The sequence below is a fragment of the Sporacetigenium sp. TC11 genome, from assembly GCF_058146105.1.
In genome coordinates this window covers 188990-211880 of the sequence record NZ_JBYVNY010000005.1, presented here as the reverse complement: position 1 = coordinate 211880, position 22891 = coordinate 188990, and the positions used below count along the sequence as shown (strand labels likewise).

20 protein-coding genes, 1 rRNA gene and 1 other RNA gene are annotated in these 22891 nt (G+C 27.5%); 1 reads left to right on the top strand and 21 read right to left on the bottom strand.

Annotated elements, in window-relative coordinates; genetic code table 11:
• From ACUSRV_RS09880 to ACUSRV_RS09815, 14 genes are all read right to left on the bottom strand, one after another.
• Window positions 1-61 (bottom strand): 16S ribosomal RNA (locus ACUSRV_RS09880); the annotation flags it as partial.
• 272 nt (window positions 62-333) lie between these two features.
• Entirely contained in the window at window positions 334-1302 is a 969-nt protein-coding gene (locus tag ACUSRV_RS09875; protein WP_490141782.1) for a glycoside hydrolase family 73 protein, read from the bottom strand.
• An 89-nt stretch (window positions 1303-1391) separates the two neighbouring features.
• A complete protein-coding gene (amrS, locus tag ACUSRV_RS09870) occupies window positions 1392-2381 on the bottom strand; it encodes an AmmeMemoRadiSam system radical SAM enzyme (protein ID WP_490141781.1) in 990 nt (329 codons plus the stop codon).
• Between the two features lie 3 nt (window positions 2382-2384).
• A complete protein-coding gene (gene amrA, locus ACUSRV_RS09865) occupies window positions 2385-3794 on the bottom strand; it encodes an AmmeMemoRadiSam system protein A (protein ID WP_490141780.1) in 1410 nt (469 codons plus the stop codon).
• 255 nt (window positions 3795-4049) lie between these two features.
• A complete protein-coding gene (locus tag ACUSRV_RS09860; protein ID WP_490141779.1) occupies window positions 4050-5255 on the bottom strand; it encodes a sugar ABC transporter permease in 1206 nt (401 codons plus the stop codon).
• A gap of 13 nt (window positions 5256-5268) precedes the next feature.
• Window positions 5269-6810, bottom strand: a complete 1542-nt coding sequence (locus ACUSRV_RS09855) for a xylose ABC transporter ATP-binding protein (protein WP_490141778.1) — start codon at window positions 6808-6810, stop codon at window positions 5269-5271.
• A gap of 80 nt (window positions 6811-6890) precedes the next feature.
• Complete coding sequence (locus tag ACUSRV_RS09850) at window positions 6891-7925, bottom strand: sugar ABC transporter substrate-binding protein (RefSeq protein ID WP_490141777.1); 1035 nt, start codon at window positions 7923-7925, stop codon at window positions 6891-6893.
• 243 nt (window positions 7926-8168) lie between these two features.
• Entirely contained in the window at window positions 8169-9236 is a 1068-nt protein-coding gene (locus ACUSRV_RS09845) for a sugar ABC transporter substrate-binding protein (protein WP_490141776.1), read from the bottom strand.
• 17 nt (window positions 9237-9253) lie between these two features.
• Window positions 9254-10840 (bottom strand): response regulator transcription factor, encoded by a 1587-nt coding sequence (locus tag ACUSRV_RS09840; protein WP_490141775.1) that lies wholly within the window; start codon window positions 10838-10840, stop codon window positions 9254-9256.
• Complete coding sequence (locus tag ACUSRV_RS09835) at window positions 10818-12344, bottom strand: sensor histidine kinase (protein ID WP_490141774.1); 1527 nt, start codon at window positions 12342-12344, stop codon at window positions 10818-10820. The genes ACUSRV_RS09840 and ACUSRV_RS09835 overlap by 23 nt, the downstream gene beginning before the upstream one ends.
• 12 nt (window positions 12345-12356) lie before the next feature.
• On the bottom strand, window positions 12357-13337 hold the full coding sequence (locus ACUSRV_RS09830) for a substrate-binding domain-containing protein (protein WP_490141773.1): 981 nt from the start codon (window positions 13335-13337) through the stop codon (window positions 12357-12359).
• Window positions 13338-13582: 245 nt separating this feature from the next.
• Window positions 13583-14287, bottom strand: a complete 705-nt coding sequence (locus ACUSRV_RS09825) for a B3/B4 domain-containing protein (protein WP_490141772.1) — start codon at window positions 14285-14287, stop codon at window positions 13583-13585.
• Window positions 14288-14517: 230 nt separating this feature from the next.
• The gene (locus ACUSRV_RS09820; RefSeq protein ID WP_490141771.1) at window positions 14518-15750 is read right to left on the bottom strand and encodes a HEPN/Toprim-associated domain-containing protein; all 1233 of its coding nucleotides are present in this window, start codon (window positions 15748-15750) and stop codon (window positions 14518-14520) included.
• 23 nt (window positions 15751-15773) lie between these two features.
• Window positions 15774-16142: a hypothetical protein gene (locus ACUSRV_RS09815; protein WP_490141770.1), complete on the bottom strand. Its 369-nt coding sequence runs from the start codon at window positions 16140-16142 to the stop codon at window positions 15774-15776.
• A 642-nt stretch (window positions 16143-16784) separates the two neighbouring features.
• Between ACUSRV_RS09815 and ACUSRV_RS09810 the strand changes: the two genes are divergently transcribed.
• The gene (locus ACUSRV_RS09810; RefSeq protein ID WP_490141769.1) at window positions 16785-17033 is read left to right on the top strand and encodes a toxin C-terminal domain-containing protein; all 249 of its coding nucleotides are present in this window, start codon (window positions 16785-16787) and stop codon (window positions 17031-17033) included.
• 946 nt (window positions 17034-17979) lie between these two features.
• Here the strand turns inward: ACUSRV_RS09810 and ACUSRV_RS09805 are convergent.
• From ACUSRV_RS09805 to smpB, 7 genes are all read right to left on the bottom strand, one after another.
• Complete coding sequence (locus tag ACUSRV_RS09805; protein WP_490141768.1) at window positions 17980-18198, bottom strand: hypothetical protein; 219 nt, start codon at window positions 18196-18198, stop codon at window positions 17980-17982.
• 98 nt (window positions 18199-18296) lie between these two features.
• Window positions 18297-19271 carry a hypothetical protein gene (locus ACUSRV_RS09800; protein ID WP_490141767.1) on the bottom strand — a complete coding sequence of 325 codons (975 nt, stop codon included), beginning with the start codon at window positions 19269-19271 and terminating at the stop codon, window positions 18297-18299.
• Window positions 19272-19497: 226 nt separating this feature from the next.
• Window positions 19498-20511 carry a retron St85 family RNA-directed DNA polymerase gene (locus ACUSRV_RS09795; RefSeq protein ID WP_490141766.1) on the bottom strand — a complete coding sequence of 338 codons (1014 nt, stop codon included), beginning with the start codon at window positions 20509-20511 and terminating at the stop codon, window positions 19498-19500.
• Between the two features lie 206 nt (window positions 20512-20717).
• Window positions 20718-21041: a hypothetical protein gene (locus ACUSRV_RS09790; RefSeq protein WP_490141765.1), complete on the bottom strand. Its 324-nt coding sequence runs from the start codon at window positions 21039-21041 to the stop codon at window positions 20718-20720.
• Window positions 21042-21863, bottom strand: coding sequence for a phosphoribosyltransferase-like protein (locus tag ACUSRV_RS09785; protein WP_490141785.1), 822 nt, complete (start codon window positions 21861-21863; stop codon window positions 21042-21044).
• 180 nt (window positions 21864-22043) lie between these two features.
• Window positions 22044-22395: a transfer-messenger RNA gene (gene ssrA / locus ACUSRV_RS09780) on the bottom strand.
• A 17-nt stretch (window positions 22396-22412) separates the two neighbouring features.
• Complete coding sequence (gene smpB, locus ACUSRV_RS09775) at window positions 22413-22871, bottom strand: SsrA-binding protein SmpB (RefSeq protein WP_490141764.1); 459 nt, start codon at window positions 22869-22871, stop codon at window positions 22413-22415.
• Window positions 22872-22891: the final 20 nt, after the last annotated feature.

Below are 22891 nucleotides of genomic sequence, written 5' to 3'. Positions count from 1 at the left end.
CTTGCATGTGTTAGGCACGCCGCCAGCGTTCATCCTGAGCCAGGATCAAACTCTCATGATAAACTTGGCATTACTTTTAAATAAATGGTGTTTAATTATCCTACTGTTTAATTTTCAAAGTTCAATTTTCTTTTGCCCTTTTTCGAGGACAAGTATTATATTATCATTTGTAAATTATTTTGTCAACTTATTTTATTAACTTATTTTTTAAACTTTTTTATCCTTTTCTCGAGGACAAGTAATAATATACCACGCTGCTTTATATACGTCAACACTTTTTTAAATATATTTTCAATAAAAAAGCTTACATTGGCAATTAGCCTTGTAAGCTTTTTAGTTCATATTTGCTTGTGCTTCCCAATCTAAAAGTTGGAGATTATAATTTCTTATTACAGATATAAGTGTATCTGCATATATCTTTTCTCCTCTTTCATTTTCTTTTGTGCTATATCCAGCATCTTCTAAAGATTGAGCTTGTTGTGTATAATGAGTTACATTGAATAATCCATTTTCTTCATATCTTTTATTTTCAGTTAAAAATTTAGAATGGTCTTCTAAAGAATCTTTTCTATTATCATAGGCTCTGAAAGTTGCCACAATTTTTTCATTATTATATTCAGTAGTATCCATTGTAACAAATCTTCCACTCCATCTTTTATCTGCTTTTATACCAAATAGATTATTACCTTTTAAACTTAAATTAGATTTACCCCATCCTGATTCTAGTATAGCTTGCCCTACAGTTATAGAAGGCAATACTCCATAGTTATAATAATTTTCTATAGCTTCATTTGACAATTCTTCTATAAAATCACTATTATCGGAGTTCTTACCTAGAACTCCTTTTGATAATGATACATACTTTAAATCATCTACATATTCATGTACTCGTTTCTTATCCTTATACTCAAATTTTAATTTATCTAATACATAATCTAGGCTATTAAGTTTATATTTATCTGTATCATTATTTTTATCTATAAACATATTAGCCAAGTCTAACGTTCCCTTTTTATTTACCTTTGTAAAATCTTTTTCATATCTAACAGCATCAATAGCTGCTAGGTACTGCCAATTAACTTGGAGTTTATTCATACTTGCTGTATCTGCATTTTCTACATAAAAAGCTACATCTAAATCATCTGAGTTTAAATGCGAATACAAATCATACACATACATTGATATATTAAACCCAGCAACTAAGGCTCCTAATATAACAATACAGGTAATTATATTTTTAAAAGTATATTTGCTTTTTTTTCGTTTTCTTTTTTTCAGGTTTCCTATCCTTTTTCTTTTCATGAACTTCCCCCTATATAGTATAAAATATAAGTACTATATTTATATGATACCTATATATATAATAGGGCAAAATTTATAAAAATAAAATACTACAAAATAATGTTTATTTTTGTATTGCAACTAGGGCATATATTATTTGAAATTAATGATATTTCATTGTATCCATCTCTATTTATTAATAATTCATTACAAGTAGGACAATAGGTATTATTATCAAAACCAGAGACATTTCCAACATAAACATAGTTTAAATACCTTTTAGCAACGTCTTTCCCTTGGATAATTTTATTTATCTCTGTAGGCGGATTTTCCATTTTATAAGTTGGAAAATATCTTGATAGATGAAGTGGAATATTTTTATCTATATTTCCTATAAATTTTGATATATTCTCAATTTCTTGCCTAGAGTCGTTTTCTCCTTCTACAACTAAGGTAGTTATCTCAACATGACAATGCTTCGAGGCAATTTCCATAGTTTTTAATACTGGTTCTAACTTTGCACCACATAATTTATTATAGTAATCTTCATTAAATGATTTAAGATCTATATTCATAGCATCTATATAAGGTAATATTTTTTTTAATGGTTCTTCATTTATATATCCATTGGTTACTAAAACTACTGAGATTTCTTTATTATGCTCTTTAATTTTTTTAGCAGCTTCATATATATACTCATACCACATAAATGGTTCATTATAAGTAAAGGCAATTCCTATGTTATTTTCCATTGAATCTATTGTTTCTATAAGTTTATCTAAACTTATATATTGTGTCTCTGGTTTATATTGAGAAATACTATAATTTTGACAAAAGCTACAAGTCATGTTACATCCAAATGTACCTAAAGAAAATATATTAGTACCAGGTTTAAAATGATACAACGGCTTTTTTTCTATCGGATCAATAGAAGCTGATGTTACTTCTCCATAGTTTATAGCTATTATCTCACTATTTTTATTTTTTCTAACTTTACACACTCCATATTGATCTTCTTTTAAAATACAATTATGGGGACAGACTCTACATTGGAGTTTATCGCCCTTATTTCCCCAAAACATAACTTTATAATCGCTCATATACTACATTACACCTTCTTTATATCTTATAACTTCAAATTTTTCAATATTATAATCATCATTTTGGTCTATTCCTGCCTTTTCACAAGCTATTTGTAGTTGATAATCTACAGTATCAACTCCCTCTAAATCTGGAAGAAGCAGTCCTTTTCTCATACCCTTGGTTACTATAACTCCATATCGTTTTGGATCCAACTCCTCTTTTGTAGTAGACTCTGGGTCTGTAAGTACATCTACTGAAATATCTAAATCTACTAATTCATGTTCTTCTACTGGATCAAATCTATAATCCCTTGTAGCTGCTTCTATTGTATTTTTAATAATTTCCTCCCCTACAGAATTTGTAGTTGGATATATAGTACCTATACAACCTCTAAGTTGCCCATTTTTCTTCAATGAAACAAATACTCCATGTTTTTCATCAGTTATTTCTTTAGGAAGATTATTAGGGATTATTATATGTCTTTGATGAGTATAGTAATAATGTAAATTTTCCCTTGCTAATTTAACATATGGATTTGAATTTTTTATTCTATTATTTAGTCTTTCAGTTTTATCTTTTATAATTTCTTCTAAAAAGTTTATGTCTGTATTTTCACCCTTGAATTTCATAACTCCATAACCTACTCCAAATGGCCCTTCATAAGATAAAAGTTCTCCTTTTACATTTTTTCCATTTAAAGATCCTAAAAGTATATATATAGATCTAAGGCCACATTCTCCTGCTTCTTCAACCATACATTTATCCAGAGCAAATACACCTTTTGTATTTCCTTCTTGTAATAAAGCAATTAACTCTTTATCAAATTTTTCTCCCTCTGGGGAATAAGAATACGGCCCTTCTTCTTTTAGTTTATGTGATAAATCTCCACTAGCAATTATAACTGACTTTTTATTTAGCTTTAAAATAGCTTCTTTAATTACCATTCCAAACTTATATAAATCTATATCTGAAATCATTCCATAAGTAATATGAACTATTTTATAACTAGTGTAATTTTTATTTATAAAATAAAGAGGAACCATCGTTCCATGATCTAACTCATAGTTTCTTCCATATTTTCTTAACATAGGAGCATCTAATCCTACAACAGGTATATCTTCTCCTTCTGATAGTTCTATTATCATATCTGTAAGTTCTAAATCTATTTCTACATCCATAGAAACATTATTTACCCCAAATTTTCTAAGATCTCCTTTAATATTAATTTCATTTGAAATAGATATAGCATCACTAAATAACATTCCATGAGGAGTTATTACTACTATAGTTTCTGGTTTAAATTCACTTATTTCTTTACTTATATCCATAAAAGAATTAAAAGTATTTTCTATCTTTTTTTCCTCTCCTCTTCCAACCTCTGGAATAACAATCGGTGGATGAGGCATTAAATAGTGCCCTATTATACTCATAAAATCACCTCGTATTTATTATTAGTCAAAAAGAATCGTACTTTTTATGTACGATTCTTTTTTATTAAGGTTTTAATATTACTTTTATACAGTCTTCTTTTTTACCATCAAATATTTTATATGCATTTTCTCCCTTATCCAAAGGTAACCTGTAAGTTAATTTCTAGTATTATGGTGGGCATAATTTTCATTAATTATTCTAATAAAAATAAGAGAAGCAATTTTGCTTCTCTTATTTTTATTATTAATTATATATTATGCATTTTTCTTACGAGATGATATATCAACCCATACAGCTAGTAATAATACTAAACCCTTAACTACTAGTCTTTGAGTTGTTGGAACATCTAAAAGTAACATTCCGTTATTTAATGTAGACATAACAAGAGCCCCAACTATAGCTCCTATTATAGTTCCTTCTCCGCCTAATGTTGATGTTCCTCCTATTATAGCCGCTGCTATTACATCCAATTCCATACCTTGGCCTGCTGAAGCTGCTGCAGATCCTACTCTGGCTGTATATATAATTCCACCTAGTGCACATAGTATCCCAGACGATATAAATATCCATAAAGTTCTTTTTCTTATATCTATACCAGACAATTTGGCTGCTTCTTTATTTCCACCAATAGCGTATACATGTCTTCCAAATGTAGTTTTAGTTGTTAAATAAGAATATAATCCTCCAACAGCCATTAATATTAAAATTGAATATGATAATCCTAAGTAAAGTGCCATTATTGTGAATACTACTCCGATTAACACTACAATTAAACCTGTTTTAAGTACAAATAAGTTTGTAGGAAGTACTTCAAACCCATAATTTATTCTAGATTTCCTCTTTTTAATTTCACTAACTAAGTAAGCAATTATAACTATAGCCATTATAATAATAGTTGTGTCATGAGGTATCATATCTTTTGGCATATTTTCCATAAATAAAGTAGGAACATATCCCTGACCCATTAAATTAAACTCACTACTAGTTGCTATAGTTTCTCCATTTGTTATTCCAAGTAACAACCCATTGAATATCATCATTCCTGCAAGTGTTACTATAAATGCAGGTACATCTTTATAAGCTACCCAAAATCCTTGCCATATTCCAATTAAAGCTCCTACTCCTAATGTTATAATAATAGTAGGCAGTACAGGCAATCCCATCTTAGCTTGAAGTATAGCTGCAACAGCTCCTGTAAATCCAACAACAGCCCCTATAGATAAATCTATATGACCTGCAACTATAACAAGAACAACGGCACATGCTAGTATTGCTATATGGGCAGTTTGCAAGAATAATGTAGATAAGTTTCTAGGCGTAAGGAATTTATCGTTTAGTGCAGTAAATATTAACATTATTCCAATTAATGCTATAAACATTGTATATTGCTTCATATTACTTCTAAGTGATGATTTTATTATATCTAATGTACTTCTTTTAGTTTGAGTTTTAGTTGTCATGTTTTACCCTCCTTTAATGCTTCGTAGTTGCTAAATGATTTCCTCCAGTTGCATAGTGCATTATAATTTCTTGATTTGCATCTTTATAATCAAGTTCTGCATTTATCTTTCCTTCATGCACAACCAATATTCTATCACTCATACCTAGTATTTCAGGTAACTCTGATGAAATCATTATAATGCTTACACCCTGATCTACTAAATCATTCATTATGTTGTATATTTCATATTTTGCACCTACGTCAATTCCCCTTGTAGGCTCATCTAAAACTAAAATTTTAGGCCCAGCCATTAACCATTTTGCAATAACAACCTTTTGTTGATTCCCACCACTTAAGTTTCCTACTTTTTGTTCTATTGAAGGCGTTTTTATCTTCAATGCTTTTACATATTCATTTGTTATTTTTATTTCTTCATTTTCGTTTATACCCTTAACACTTGATATTTTCTGTAAACTTGCAAGTGTTGTATTTTCTTTTATATCCATATTTAATACTAATCCTGTTTTTTTACGGTCTTCTGATAAATAACAAAGACCCTTTTCTATTGAATCCTTTGGATCCTTTATATTTACTTCATTTCCATCTATATATATCTGTCCTGATTTGTTAATTCCATATGCTCCAAATAAACTCATCATAAGTTCAGTTCTTCCAGCTCCCATAAGGCCTGCTATCCCAAGTATTTCACCTTTTTTAGCAGCAAAGCTCACATTGTCTATAGCCTTTTTATCTGGAAGTTCTGGGTTGTGTACAGTCCAATTTTTAACTTCTAAGACTACATCTGAAGGATTATGTTCTTTTCTTGGGAATAATTGAGTTAGTTCTCTACCAACCATTCCAGTTATTATCTTATCTTGATTAACACTTTCATCATTTTTATAAGTGTCTATTGTTTGACCATCTCTTAAAATAGTTATAGTATCTGCAATTTCCTTAACTTCTTTAAGTTTATGAGATATGTATATGCAACTTATCCCTTCTTCTTTTAACTTCCTTAATATGTTCAATAAATTGTCACTATCATCTTCATTAAGAGCCGCTGTAGGTTCATCTAATATTAGTATTTTTACATTTTTAGATAATGCTTTTGCTATCTCAATTAATTGTTGCTTTCCTATTCCTAAATTTATTACTTTTGTGTCAGGCTTATCATCTAAGCCAACTTCTTTTAAAAGTCTGATAGATTCTTGCATCGCTTTATCCCAATCGATAATTCCATTCTTTGAGAATTCATTTCCTAAAAATATATTTTCACATATATTCATTTGTTTAACTAATGTAAGTTCTTGATATATTATTCCAACGCCTACTGTTTCACTATCTTTAGTATTGCTAAACTTTTGCTCTTTTCCATCTATTATTATTTGTCCTTCGTATGTTCCATTTGGATATACTCCACTTAGAACTTTCATTAATGTAGATTTTCCTGCTCCATTTTCTCCAACTAAAGCATGAATCTCTCCTTTTTTCACCTTGAAATTTACATTATCAAGAGCACGAACTCCAGGGAATTCTTTAACTATGTTGCTCATTTCTAATATGTGTTCACTCACCTAGGATACCCCCTTCTAAAACACCGTTAGACAACTTGAGGAATAACTTTAAAGTTATTCCTCAAAATTTAAACAGTTTTTTATTTTAAATCATCAGCACTCATATATCCACTTTCAACTAATACTTTTTCTAAGTTTTCTTTAGTAACTACTTCTGGAGTTAATAATACTGATGGTACTTCAAACTTACCGTTATCTACTTTACCATTAGCTTCTATTTTTTCTCCATTAGCTAAAGCAATAGCCATTTTTATAGCTTCTTCACCTAATTTTCTAGTATCTTTGAATATTGTCATTGATTGAGTGCCTTCCATTATTCTCTTAGCTCCTGCTTTCTCAGCATCTTGACCAGTTATAGGCACTTTTCCTGCTAAACCTTGAGCAGTTAATGCTTGTATTGCAGCACCAGCAGTTCCATCATTTGGAGCAAGTATTGCATCTACTTTATTGTTGTTTGCAGATAATGCAGCTTCTACTATTTTTAAAGCATTTTCTGGAACCCAGTTTTCAACAGCTTGATCAGCTATAACTTTTATTTTTCCAGAGTCTATAAGAGGTTGTATGTATTTCATTGCCCCTGCTTTGAATAATTTAGCATTGTTATCTGTAGGAGCTCCAGCCATTAATATGTAATTACCTTCTCCAACTTGTTTAGTTATGAATTCACCTTGTAATTCTCCAACTTTTTCGTTATCAAATGATAAGTAGTAATCTAATTTATCTGTATTAGTTATTAATCTATCATAAGATATTACAGGTACTCCTTCTTGCTTAGCTTTATCAACTAATGTTGCAGCAGCTGAAGCATCATGTGGAGCTAATATTAAAACATCTATTCCTTCTGTTAATAATGATTCAACTTGAGTTATTTGTTCTGTCATGTTAGCATCTGCAACTTTAACTATTAATTCTACTCCTAGTTCTTTAGCTACAGCTTCCATCTTCTCTTTATCTTTAACCCATCTTTCTTCTCTTTGAGTCGGAAGAGAAAGTCCAATCTTTATCTTCTTTTCTCCACTATCAGATGAGTTATCACTAGTGCTAGTACATCCAGAAAGCAGACCTAGAACTAATAAAAAAGAACATACTAATGATAAAATCTTAATCTTTTTCATTATAAATCCCTCCTATTTTTTATTTATTGCCTACTAATATCGTTTTCCTTAATTAAATTGTACTATACTAATTCTTAATAAAATACGCTTATGTTCTGTAGTATTTTTTTATTATCTGAATAATTTTAATCTTAAATCTCATTGATATATAGTGTATAGTAATTTTTTAATATAAAAAATTACTATACACAAAAAACCTTAATATATTACAACAGTATAATACCGTTGCAACATATTAAGGTTTTATTTATTTCTATAAACCTCATTTTTCATATGAAATCCATCTTTTATTATAGTTTCATCCATATTATTTATATCTACTGCTATGGGCTGAATTACATAATAGGGGACGTAGTATTTTCCATCATATATAGAATCTTTAATATGCAAATCTTCTTCTTTTGCCATAGCCATAGCCATATTAGCTGCTGCTGAAGCAAGCTTTTCTATTGGTTTGTACACAGTCATAAGCTGTGTACCTTCTACTATCCTTTGGCAAGCAGCAAGATCTGCATCTTGAGCAACTACTTTAACTTCACCAGCTAATCTATGTTCTGATAATGCCTTAATAGCTCCCCCTGCTAAACCATCATCACCAGCAATAATAGCATCTATTTTACGTCCTTCTTGAATAAATTCATCTGTAACATTAAATGCATATTCAGTCATCCAATTTTCTGCCCATTTCTCTCCTATAATGCTTATATCTTTATTATTTCTTAGTACTTCGTCGTATCCGTTTTTTATAAGTTTTGTATTGTTATCAGATTTCGCTCCATTTACTATAAGATAATTTCCTCTAGGAGCACTATTTACTAGGGAACTAGCCATAAGTTCTCCTACTTTTTCATTATCAAATGATATATACAAATCAACATTTGAATTCAGTATAAGCCTATCATATGAAATAACCTTTATTCCATTTTTCTTTGCTAGTTCAACAGCTTTAGAAGCTTTTTCTAAATCATTAGGAACAATTATAAGTACATCAATACCCTCGCTTATAAGATATTTCACCTGCTGTAATTGGTCTTCATCGTTGTTATTTGCATTTTGAATCAAAACTTCTCCACCAAGTTCAGTTAATTTTGCCATTAATATGTCCTTATCTCTAATCCAGCGTTCTTCTTTTAATGTTCCAAGAGAAAAACCAACCTTCACTCTATTATCTACAATATTAGAAATCTCATTATTATCTTTTTTTATACTACTATATAGACTATAATTTTTTATCGTAAAATAAGATAAAACTATAAGTACAATAAAAAGGCAAATAGTTATTGCTAGTTTAATATAACTTTTTATATTCATATTTATACCCTCTTAGATTATATTATACTTGTCCTGTATTCAGTAGGTGTCATTCCTGTTACTTTCCTAAATATCTTACTAAAGTAATTAGGATCATGGTATCCTATTTCATAACATATTGCTTTAATGCTTATGGTATTATCTTTTAAAAGGTCCTTTGACTTTTCAATCCTTAATTCAGTTAAGTAATCAACAAAGTTTTTACCCATTGTATCTTTAAAAAACTTACTAAAATAATGATAGCTCATATTTAATTCTCTGGCCACATCATCTAGGCTTATATCCTTGTTGTAATTTTTAGTAATATAGTTTATAGCTTCACTAATAATCCCATTTAACTTATTATTTTTAAAATTTTCAACATGGGCCACAATAGATTTCATATAATGTTTAACAGTAGCTTTTAAATTATTTATATCGTTAGATTCAATAATATTTGTTATATACATTTGTTCAAATATTACACCTTCATTTATATCAGAATTTATATTTCTTTTTATTGCTATTAGCAATTCTAACATCTTTGCTTTTATTTTATTTATATCATCAGGATAGTTTAATGAAAACCAATAAAATATTTCATCTAGAATATTTAATGTTCCATTTAAATCACCTATTAATGCTTTGTGTACCAAAGTTTCATCTTTATTTTTAGGGTATAATTCTAAATTATTTACAGATATGGATATATCTTCATAATGAGTTACTATTTTATCATTTGAAATTGATGTTGCAACATAAGCTTCATTATAAGACTTTAATAAATTATCTACTTTATAAATTCTTCCTATTCCCAATTTATAATTAATATTTACATTCATTTTTATTTTTTGATTAATTTTATTTGCTATTGCAATAGATAAATCTTTAAGGCTATCCTTATCTATAAATTCATCTATAGGTAGGTATGCTATTATTCTATCATTAAGAGGTAAGCTCACTACACAGTCAGTTATACTTTTCAAACTTAAAGTAAATGTTTCATAAAATGCTTGTCTTTTTAAACTATTTTTTACATTATCTACTTTAATACTTTCATTATCGCTCATAGAAGCCATTAGAACATATCCTCGGCCTAATTTCATACCAAGTACATCCTCATAAAATTCTACATTAGCAGTTTCTTCTTCATCTATAATTTTTGAATAAATGAATTGATTTTCCATTATAGGCATTACTTTATTAACTTTTTCTTTCATTATTATTTCTTGTTTAATATTTTCTCTTTCTTTTGCTATTACCTCATTTAATTCACTCAAAGTTTTTATTATTTTACTTTTAGTTAAGGGTTTAAGTATATAATCATGTACTCCTAGATTTATAGCCTCTTTGGCGTAGTCAAAATATTCATAGGCTGTAATCATAACAAATTTCGTATTATTGTTTATATATTTTATCTGTTTAATTGCTTCTATTCCATTTATCCCCGGCATTTTTATATCCATAAATATAACATCAGGCTTTAACTGAACAGCCTTTTCTATAGCTTCTCTTCCTGATTTTGCAGTGCCTACTATTTCTATATCTTCAGTATATTTATCTATAATAAGCTTTATAGATTCTATAGATAGATACTCGTCATCAACAATTAAGAGCTTTAACATCAATAACATCCCCCTTATGACAAGGTATTTTTAGTGTAACATTAGTTCCACTTCCGATTTCACTTTGTATATATACAATATCTTCTATATTATCTATATTGTAAAATATCTTTAATCTATCTATTACATTTTGCATACCTATACCGGTAACATGATTCTTAATTTCATTGGAACTTTTATTATTATAAAGAATAGATTTTATTTGTTCATCACACATTCCAGTTCCATTATCTATTATCTGAATTAAAATATTGTTTTCTTTAATCTTAACAATTAATTTTATTATCCCGTCTCTTTCAAGGTCTTCTAATCCGTGGATATATGCATTTTCTATTATAGGCTGAATTATAGTACACGGAATTTCTATATCTAATACTGATTCATCTATTTCTTTTATAAATTTTATTCTATCTCCAAATCTAGTCTTTAGTATATACATATAAGTTGTTGTAATTTCTATTTCATCTCTTATAGTTACAGGCTCCTCTATTTTTCTTAAGTTGTATCTAAATAAGTCAGAAAATTTTTGTATAAATTCTGAAGTCTTCTCTGCATCTTCTATTAATGCAAGTTGTGATGCTACATTTAATGTATTAAAAAGAAAATGAGGATTTATCTGAGATTGAAGAGATTTTAATTCCGCATCCTTTAATAAAGTTTTCATTTTAAAGTTTTGCATCTCTTGTTCTTTTAATCTTTTTTCAACCGTTGCCTGATCTTTTATCTCCTGTATATAACTTTTTATACTTTTTATCATATTATTAAAAGCTTTTCCCAATATACTTATTTCGTCATTTGTATTTATAACTACAGGATCTATATTAAAATCTCCATCCGATACCCGCTTAGCTGCATTTGAAAGTTCTATTATAGGTTTTGTTATACGGTATGTGATATAAACAGCTACTATCGCGCTAAAAATTATCGAAAACAGTATAATAAATATATTTAGCAAATTCATAAATTGCATCTTACTATATATAATGTTATATTCATTTGAACTATCTTGAAGTTTATTATTTAAAAGGTCATTTATATATAATTTTATATAGTTATTTATTTCCTTCGCCCTTGTAAAGTGAGCAATATATTCACTACTAGTTCTTCCACGCTTTGCCTGTACCGCTTTATCACTTTCAACTAACAAATTATTTATCATATTTCTAATATCTTTTAACATAAGTCTATTAGTATCAATTACAACTTCATTTGATATTTTCAGTGAATTTTCTTGTAGTCTATTGTATGTTTTATAATAATTTAATAATGATTCAGATGACTTCGTGCTAAGATATGTTTCTACTTGTGTTTCAAGCAAGTCTATATCGTTGTTCAAATCATTAAGGTATACGTAGTCTGAAACTATAGAATTTAAATTATTAGAGCTATTTACTGCATTTTTATATGAATAAATAGCTGCCCCTGAAAATAAAGTTAGCATTATCAAGAAAAATAAAATAAGCTTTTTTCTTATACCTTTAAAATAAAATACCTCTTTGTTCATATATTTAGCCCTCTATTTAATGTCGTTTTTATCTTCATTTATTTTGTATAAATTATCCTTCGTTATTATCTTTAATCCAGTATCTATTTTACTAGAAACTAATTTATTTTCTTTTATTTGACTTAAAGCTTTTATACTTTCATATCCCATTTTATATCCATCACTTACTACAGTACCATATACTATGCCTTTATCTATATACCTTAAAATCTCTTCTGTATCGCCATACCCTACTAATTTTATATTTCCTGCCTTATTAAAATCTACTATTAGTTGTGCACTTCCCAATGTATCTACTGAAGTTGTTGTATAAATTGCATCTATATTTTTATTATCAGTAATTATAGATTGAGTTATTTCTTCAGCACTTAATGTTCCCATTTTAGAACTATAAACGTTTTCTAATTTCATATTTGGATATCCCTTTATAGCACTTAAAAAACCATTTATTTTTAAATTATGACTAGTTGAATCATAATCATTATTTATAATTATAGCTATATTTGCCTTGCCACCTGTAGCCTTTGTCATTAACTTACCCGCTTCTAATCCAAGCATATAACTATTAGCCCCTATAAAAGACTTTCTATCACTATTTTCACTATCATTATCTATAGTTATTACAGGTATTTTTTTATTATAAGCTGTATTTATTAAGTTTGTAAATTCATCATCATTATAACCGTGTGTTATAATCCCATCTACATTAGAAGTTGTAGCTATATCTAGATACATAAGTTCTTCTTGCTTGTTTGTAAACTTAGGAGACTTAAACTCAACCGCCACATTGTAATCTTTAGCTGCATCTTCTGCCCCTTTTTTTATTTCATTCCAAAAAGGGTCTACTGAGTTTTGTCCAATAAAATAAAAATGGTATTTTAGACTTTTAACTGAAGTAAATTTTACTTCTTTATCTAATTTATAAAGTGATATACTGAGAATTATTATTGGAATTAATAATATTATTATTATATTGTCTTTTATAAACTTCATATATTGAAATTCTCCTTAGATGATGTTTTAGTTTAATTTTATTATAACAAAAATTTATATAATTTTATATTAATACCTTTAAATACCATTGTTTTTACTTGAGATATAATTTCTTCTAAATAATTATTTTTATAATAAAATCTATGTTAAATAAAATAATTGCTAAGTTAATAAAAATTTTATCGGTTAACGTATAATAACCACCTTTATGGTAGTCAAGGTGGTTACTAAAATTAATTTATGGCTTAATCTATTTCAAATTCAGTTTTATTTTTATCAACAAGTCCAACTTTTATCTCACAAGAAAATATTTTTTTTAATAAACTTGCCAGTTCATCTCTTGCTTCAATGACACTATTATAGTTTTTATCACTAAATCCATCTATAGGGAAAAATATATCCTTACTTTTATTAGTTATTTTTCCTTGTTCACTTTGTCTCCAAATCCATCTTCTTGTTCTTACCTTATCTTCTACAGAATAAATTAGTTCCCCAGCCTCTAAAATTTCTGTCTCTTCACATCCTAAAGGAATAAAAATATCTCCACACTTTGAAAGTCTAACATTAATGTCCCCATTTAAAGTTTCAATATCATGCGCTCCTAGTGGTACTATATACTTTAATGAAACTGTATTTCCTATATCTACAATTGGACTTATACTTGGTAATCCCTTGGCTTTTGAAACTCTTGTCAGCATAGCTTCTATTGAACTCATAAACTTATTTGGGTTTATATCTAATTTTTTAAATGCATCTCTATAATATGATATTTCTTCTAAGTCTTTAATCTTTGTATCCTTAAACTTTTTTTCACATTCTTTTATTCTTTGTATTAGCATTTTCTTAGCTTCAATATTTTCTGTTGTATTGTCAATTCCCTTTGCTACTACAATACCAAAACAAACATTATCTAATTTTTCAAAAACCTCTTTTGATACACTAAATTTCATAATTATCCCCCATTTTATTATTTATATATATATTAATATAGCAAAAAAAAAGATATTACCATAGTCTTATGATAACATCTTTTAGTTAGTTTCAATGGTGGAGGCGATTCACAAAAATCATACCCACAATTATGCTTATCCATAATATTCATCTACCTTTAGTAACTCTAAGTGTTTAAATATAGATCCTATTTTATTCCATTAAATATATACTCTATTTCTTTTTTATTTTAATTAAAAGCTTTAAATATATGTTTTAAAATAGAATCTACACCACTAAAATCAAAGTTTTCAAGATTTATTTTTTTTGATGATATATTTTCCATAAAAAGCTTGTAGCAGATACCTTTGTCTAAGATCTTTCCTTGATATTGCTGAGCCTTGTCTACATATCCAGTCCATTGGATTGGTATATATCTTCCATCTTTGAACAATACATTTTTGCCCAAATATAATTCAATACTACATGCCATTCCATTAATATCCATAACTACATCTCCCGTAGGTCCTTTTGTTGGATATTGTCTGGCTAATTCTAAATCTGGATACCTTAATATCCTAATATTATCTGGAATATTTATACACTCTAACTGTTTCATTGCTTCTATACCTGCTGTATCGTTATCAAATATAGCTATAGTTTTATTCGCTATACCTGATGATATAAAAGATTTTACTGCTTGTACTAATTCCACTGTGCTACCTTTCAATTTGGTACTTTCAAAATCTAAAAACGAATAATAACCAGATAGATGTGGATATAATATTTCTAATGACTTACTTAGTATTTTAGAATCTGTTTTGCCTTCAGTTAAAACTATTATCTTTTCATTACTTATGTATTCTTCCCTTATTTTATTCCTTACACAGTTTGAAAATTCATAATCTTCATCAAAATAACCACTATCTATCAAGTCTGAAATATCATAAATTATGTAATCATCATCGCTATTATATAAACTTAAAATTATTTGAATAACATATCTTGGATCACTATTTGGAATTCCAAGAAGATACTCATCATCATTAAGCATATATTCTATTAGCTTAATATGATCTTTATTATTAATGCCGCTTTTATGATCTTCAAAATTATAATAGCACAAGTTTTTTTTAATTATTACTTTTAACATTTCTCGAAAGTTTTCAAAACTAATATGGTTTATATCAATACCCTCATTTAAATAATAATCTAAAGTATATTCATCATCTTTTATTTCTTCGATCATATTATTAAAATCTATTTCTGCTTTTTCTATAGTAAATCCCATAACATCAAGTCGGTCTTTGTAAATATTAGTATTCACTCTATATTCTATTCTTTTTATTTTTTCGTCATCTAAATCTTCAAACCTAACTCTTTTATCACCTTCTGAAAATACCGACATAAAAAGGTCATATACATAACTTTTAGTATAAAGTAGTGTATAATCATTTATTTTTAATTCACTATATGCTCCCATTGATTAGCCCTTTCTATAAATTATTAATTATCAAAGAATATTCTCATTTCATAGTTAGATATATAATCTCTTATATCATATAGATTTGAGTGTAATGTTTCATTTGAATTAGGTCTCATTTGTTTTACATACGCTTGAAATATACCATTTGCATAGGCTTTGTAGAATTTATCTTGTCTTATATATTTGCTAACAGAAACCTTATCATAATGTTTATACTCTTGTTGAAGTTTTTTTCTAAGGTCTTTAAATATTACTCTTGACCCTTTTACATCTCCATCAGAGTGTAATCTCATTGCCTTTTCAGCATTATCTGAATAATAGTTGATATGTTCTAACATCTCTTCTTTGCTTACTACTCTCTTTTCAAATGGTAAAACTATATTTTCCATTATAACACCTCCCCTAAGTAATATTATACTCTAAAATAGTTAATCTCATATTAATACATTAATGCAATAAAAAAGAAGCTTTCCATCAAGCGATTCAATAAAATCTTTACAAATAAAGCGTACAATGCACTTTTTAAATCAAAATTAAATCATCTTCTCTACTATATATATTAATTATATTACAAAAGTACACAAGTTACATACACATTGATACTCATCAGTTTGTTACACATGGAAAGCATATTAAGCTTGTATATCAATTTCCATGAGATAGTAATTTTCCTTTTTCTGACTAATTTAAATTTATCATTTTTATATTTATAATATCTGTAGCATTTTTCTTTATATATATATTATCTATTTCTTTATATATATATATCTACAATTATCCATTATTTTTTTCTAATTATTAATGTAATTCTATAAGAACATTGATTTCATATTTTCACTTATATCATTACTTCGAATTTAATAATTCAATCACTATTAACAGATTTGTCAAATTTATTTGGTAGATCTGTTCTTTATTATGCAAAATATGAGCCTTTAAATAAACTTTTTTCAGTCTCAATGTGTATATGCCCACTTCACCTCAGTAATGAGTATTTGCAACACAAATAACTCATTACCGGAGGTAAGGAAATGAATAAATACTACACTAATGCAGAAATAAGAGCTGCAGCAAAGAAACTAAAATACGTAGAGGTTAATGAAAAGTCTAAAGGGCAATTAATATTTAGGCACCCTAAAGTAAAAGATGTTATAACACATGATATCGATTCACATAATGGAGGCTTTTGGAAGAAAGCTAAAGCAATAGACAAACTTAAATCTAGGCAAACCAGAGACGGTACATATAGTATAGATTTAAAAGAAAGAAAAGGTGATTAGGTTCACCTTTTTATTTAGCTATTAATAACAAACAGATTCTATTTCAATAGCTTTTTCTAATAACTTATTTTTAATTTTATAGAATACAGTGGTATGCATATTCATATTTCCTGCTATATCCATAACAGAAGGTATTTTAGGAATATTATATAAATCAATTAGAGAAGATGTAATCTAAAGTTAATTCTGAAATCGACATGGATACAAAGCTATTTGAATTGATGTATTATACAGAGTTAGTGGATATAAGTCCTTCACTTTTTGAAGCTGAGCATAATTATTATTTTTTGGATGTAATTTGTATTGAAGAAAATGGTTACGCGGCCTTAAAATACTTTAAAAGTTATTTATTCGATTTAATAATAGATTTAATTAGAAGTTATATAAATATATATAAATAAAAAACACATTGACAATCATATCAATGTGTTTTTCGTGGATTTCAATGGTGGAGGCGAATCGCAGGAATGATACCCACGATTATATTTCAATATAAATTTCACACTCTGGGATTTTTGGGAAGGAACTTGTGATTTACCTTGTTATCTGTATAAAGAAAGTATAATTTAAAGATGATTTTATACATCTTAACCCATGAAAATATATTTTATTAAATTCTAGTAATGTAAAAATATTAACTACTGTAGTGTGAGTACTTAGGGGTAATAATTAAAGTTAAAATGGGATCGCGTTTTGCACTCCCTTGTTTTATAGACTTTTAAATACTAGAAACCCTCCATACACCTGCTTCAAATCCATCTTCATCCATATATGCATATTCTATTTTTAGATTTTGTAGTTCTTCTTTAAGTTCCTTAATACTCAATGACTTCATAAATCCTTCTCCTAAATCATCGATTTTATCATATTCTCTTGCAACATCAATTACTGATTTAGAATCTTCATCAAATGCATCTTTATAAAAATATAATCCTGCTAATGTATTTTAAAATATCTTAGTATGAGGATTACTTATTACATCTGTTTCTTCCCATTCTTCGTACTCATATTCATCTTCGTCACAATCAATAAACTCACTGCTTAAACATAGAGGTACGTGACTTTCATAACAACCTTCACAAATTTCCATTGTGCAGTTCACGTTTGGACACTCACTTATCTCGTCAGAGTGAAAATATCTACCACAAATATCGCATTCTATCATAAAATTACCTCCCAAAATAATTAATTTAACAACTTGTTTTCTTAACTATATATTAAGATAATTTAATATAGTCTGCTAAGTACAAAAATCAGGATTTACTAGACTAAGTTTGATACTACTTTTTTAAATGCAGATATACGCTCATCATTCCATTCTTTAATATTTATGATTTGCTCTATATTATAATTATTTTTAAAGTATTGTTCTTCATCTTTATATGAAGTAATTAGAGGAATATACATTTTAAAGTTCTTTTTTATATAATTTTTTAATGAATATAACTCTAAAATTTCATTATATATTTCTTCTTTAACTACACTTTTTCTTAATACATCAATGTAATCATATCTACATAGTATAAAAGTATTGTCTTGAGGAGGTGATATAAAAGAATTTATAGTTAATAAAGGTGCTAGCTTACTAACATCTGCTAAGTTATACTTGTTTTCTAGTATGTATTGAGTTACTTTATACATAAATTCTATACAATACCTACTTTCTAAAAGGAATACATGCATAGTTCTTTCAAAATAATTTTCACAATTTTCTTCTAATGTTTTATAAAAACTATCATACTCCATAAATAAATCTTTAAACTTTGTATTTGATATATTTTTCGAAGTATATATTTTTTTATTTTGTATATTCTTTAATAGTTCATAATCTTCCATTACACTTAGTTGATAGTGTTGAAAATTAGTAAGTTTATATCCTTCTATCTTTTGGTCTATACTAGTTCGTTTTTCAATGATTAATTCGGGTAATTCTATTCCTATCTTTTCCTTTATTCTATCAAATGTTTCTTTTCTTTCAGCCCTTACTTTTTCAAAAGTTCGTTTTCTTTTTTGCTCTGTTGATATACTCTGGTTTTCAATTCCCATTTTTAATGGTTTTTCTTTATTTTCTTCTATTCTATATTTTTGTATATAAATTTCAAAAATAACTTGATTTTTAAATTTTTCATAACTCATATTATATTGCTTAAAATATTCTTCAGGGTATATTTCGAATTGTTCGAATAAAAAATCATATATCCATCCTTCTATAAATACTGCATCAATCTTGAAGTTCATATTTTATTTCCCCTTTAATTTCTTAGATTAAATAAATCTTTGGTAAAATATAAAAGCTATATACCTTTTGAGTATATAGCTTTGTTATAAATTCTGGTACACGTATGAATACAACACCATGCTCTTCTAATTAATAATATAACATTATTAATTAGTTTTTTGTAACTGCTCTAGTATTTTGTAAATTATTTATTAACTGTCATTTATTTCTCCTATTTTTACTAAATTACCATATATCCCAATCTATTTCATCTAATTGTTGCAAGTACATAATTCCTTTATCCAAATCTATCATTTTTATAAAATATGCAATTCCATATAGATGTTCTCTATAATTAGATCGAAATTCATTATTTGTTTTTAATAGATGTTCTCTTAATCCATATTTTTTTATATAATAAATGTTTTTTCTTAAATATTTATTAAGTTTCTTAGGTGGAGATAATTTTTCATTGACTACAATTCCAGTTACTTTTTGTGAATGGTATTTATATAATACCCTTTCTTTGCTTTCATTTATATTAAATCCCTCACCTCTAATTATTGTATTAACTATTGGTATGAGAGTTTCTATTCCCCTATCTCCAGAAATAGTTATATCATCAGCATATCGAGTATACGCAGCACAACTTATTTCACAAAGTTTTTTAATCCTATAATCTAATTTATTACATATTAAATTTGCTATATATGGACTAGTCGGGGCACCTTGTGGCAATTTACCTTCATATGTGCAAATATTAGCTAAAACTGTAGACATATGACTACTATACCCTAAGCTTTTAAATAAGCCTCTTACTCTCCCAAAATGTATTGTTGGAAAAAAATCTTTCAAATCTATACCTATAACACATTCCTTTTGTACATGCATCTTAGCATTATCAACTATTGATTTTTTTGGTATAAACCCTGTAACATTATCGCTACAGCCTACCCTATATAGTATATTATCGAGTATCCATCGCTGTATAAATTTCATATTTTCAGAAGGTGTATTAAGTTCCCGATTTCCACCTGATTTTTTAGGTATATTTATAATATTATATTGATACTTTACAGAATGGTATATTGTATAAAATTCCTCTGTCTCTAATCCAATTAGTCTATATAAATGATTTATATCAAATATTATAGGTAAATTTCGGTTTTTTAAATTACTTGCATAAGAAACACAATTATTTATATATGCTTTATCATATCCTTGCTCTAACATGGATTCTTTTAGTTTATTTAAGTCCATAATTTATGCCCCTCTAACAAAGAACTACTAATACTCTCATTAATCTGCATAGGATACTGATTAGATATACCCAGATATAATTAGTATCCTATGTAACGTAGTTACATGCAAAAGAATTTTATGCTCTTTGTAAAATTCTTTGCATGCAAGTATCATAGCAACCTTACTTCAAGAAAAACGACTCGTTTTTCAATTCTAGTTCTTTTTTATAATTTAAAATTTTTTGGAATATATATATCATTAAATTCTAGTTTTTTATTTTTAGAAAATTTAAAGCTTTGCTTTTCTTCTAGTAATTCATTTATATCAACATTTTCTAATCCTAAATCTAATAGAATTTTATACCCTTTTTTTGATAATCTTAAACTTTCACCTTTTTCAATTAAATTATTTTCCTGCATCCTGTATATGAATTCTTTTAATTGACTCGTGCTATAATCTAACAATTCTTTTAATTCATAATATTGATATGAATCCTCATATGTATTTAGATATATAAGGAATATAAGTTCTTTAAAATTTTGCTTCATTTACTTTTCCTCTTTTTGCCTATTTAACAATTTAGCTAGATTATAGGATATATTTGATTTTGAGTTTTTATTATTAAATCCTTTACTTTTTTTCATAAAATCAGGTTTATCTAATGCTCTAGGAAATAAAGGACTCCATTGGTGATAAGGATTCCAATAACAGCTTATAGTATTATTTGGTGTGTTTCTATAGAATGTAGCTAATGCTTCTGACTCCCTAAATCCTAATATAAATTGTTTATTTCCTCTACTTAATTTTTCTTCAAAATTGTATAAACTCACTCTTGCTAAATCACAATTTTCAAAATTGGTATTTCCATCAAAAGCTTTTTTAGTTAACTTATATGGTAATATCAAGCACTCAATTTGTTCTTGTTCTAAATATTTTTCTATATTTGTTTTGCCATATTCCATACACTCAATACAAAACACTATAGATATAACTTTTTTTAGCTTATCTTTATTTGATTTAAAAAAGTCAATAATTGTTTTTCCACTTCCTATTATATCGTCTATAAACACAATATAATCAATACTATCAAAATTAATTAAATCTAATCTTGATATATCATGTGAATAACTATTACTAATATCGTTAATTATTTTAAATTCTTCTAATAAGTTATTAGAACTATTTATTTTAGAATCATCTTCTATTCTAGAATAAATAGTAGTTTGTTTTGGTAAATCTAATTCTTTTGTCACTTTAATATAAAAAAAAGATAATATTTCATTTATTCGTTCTCTAGAATAATAGTTGTAACTTTTTAATAACTTTAATAATATCTCTCCATTCTCTTTATCTTCTCCTAATTGGGAAATAAACTTTCCTATTTTATTACTTAAATTAATTGTATTCTTATCTTCACTTCCCCATCTAGAAATACAATCATTTGCTATTTCTGATATTATCGTAATATAAACCCCCTCCAGAAATCTTGATTATATTTATATAAATAAAATACCCCTATATATTATATAGGAGTATTTCGTGGATTTCAATGGTGGAGGCGAGGGGAGTCGAACCCCTGTCCGAAAGTCTTTTCCCCGGAACGTCTACATACGTAGCTACTACATTTAAAATCTCGTATCACACAACGCCTAGCAGCAGGCTTTGTGATCAACCAGCCTTAATTATTCCATCATTTAGTCAAGGCACCCTAAAGATAGTTCCCCGTCTAGATGACGCCCTAGCTTACTCCGCGGGAAGAGTAAGGAGGACGAGCAGCTATATTAAGCTGCTAATGCGTAATTATCGTTTGCGTTTGTTTTTTTTCTCCAGTTTTTACGTGACCCAGAGTAACACGGCACGCAGCCCCGAGTTCCAAACCCCCGTCGAAACCTTTACGCCCCCATGTTATATATTAAGTTTTAGTATTTACCAGACAACTCTCTTTGTACACGTCTATCAGCATCTTTTTTGGCCAAATCATGACGTTTGTCATATAATTTTTTACCTTTTGCTAGAGCTAATTCAACTTTAACTTTTCCATTTTTAAAATACATACTTAAAGGTATAAGTGAAAAACCTTTTAGAGTTGTAGCTCCTATTAGCTTTCTTATTTCATGTCTGTGAAGTAGTAATTTTCTAACTCTTAAAGGATCTACATTAAATATATTACCTTGTTCATATGGGCTTATGTGAACTTGTTTTAAGAATACTTCTCCATTGTCTACAGATGCAAATCCATCAGATAAATTTATCTTTCCTTGTCTTATAGACTTAACTTCTGTTCCTCTTAATTCTATCCCTACTTCATATACTTCTTCTATAAAGTATTCATGTCTTGCTTTTCTATTTGTTGCTAGTATTTTTTTACCTTCACCCATAAGATCCACCTTCTAATAAC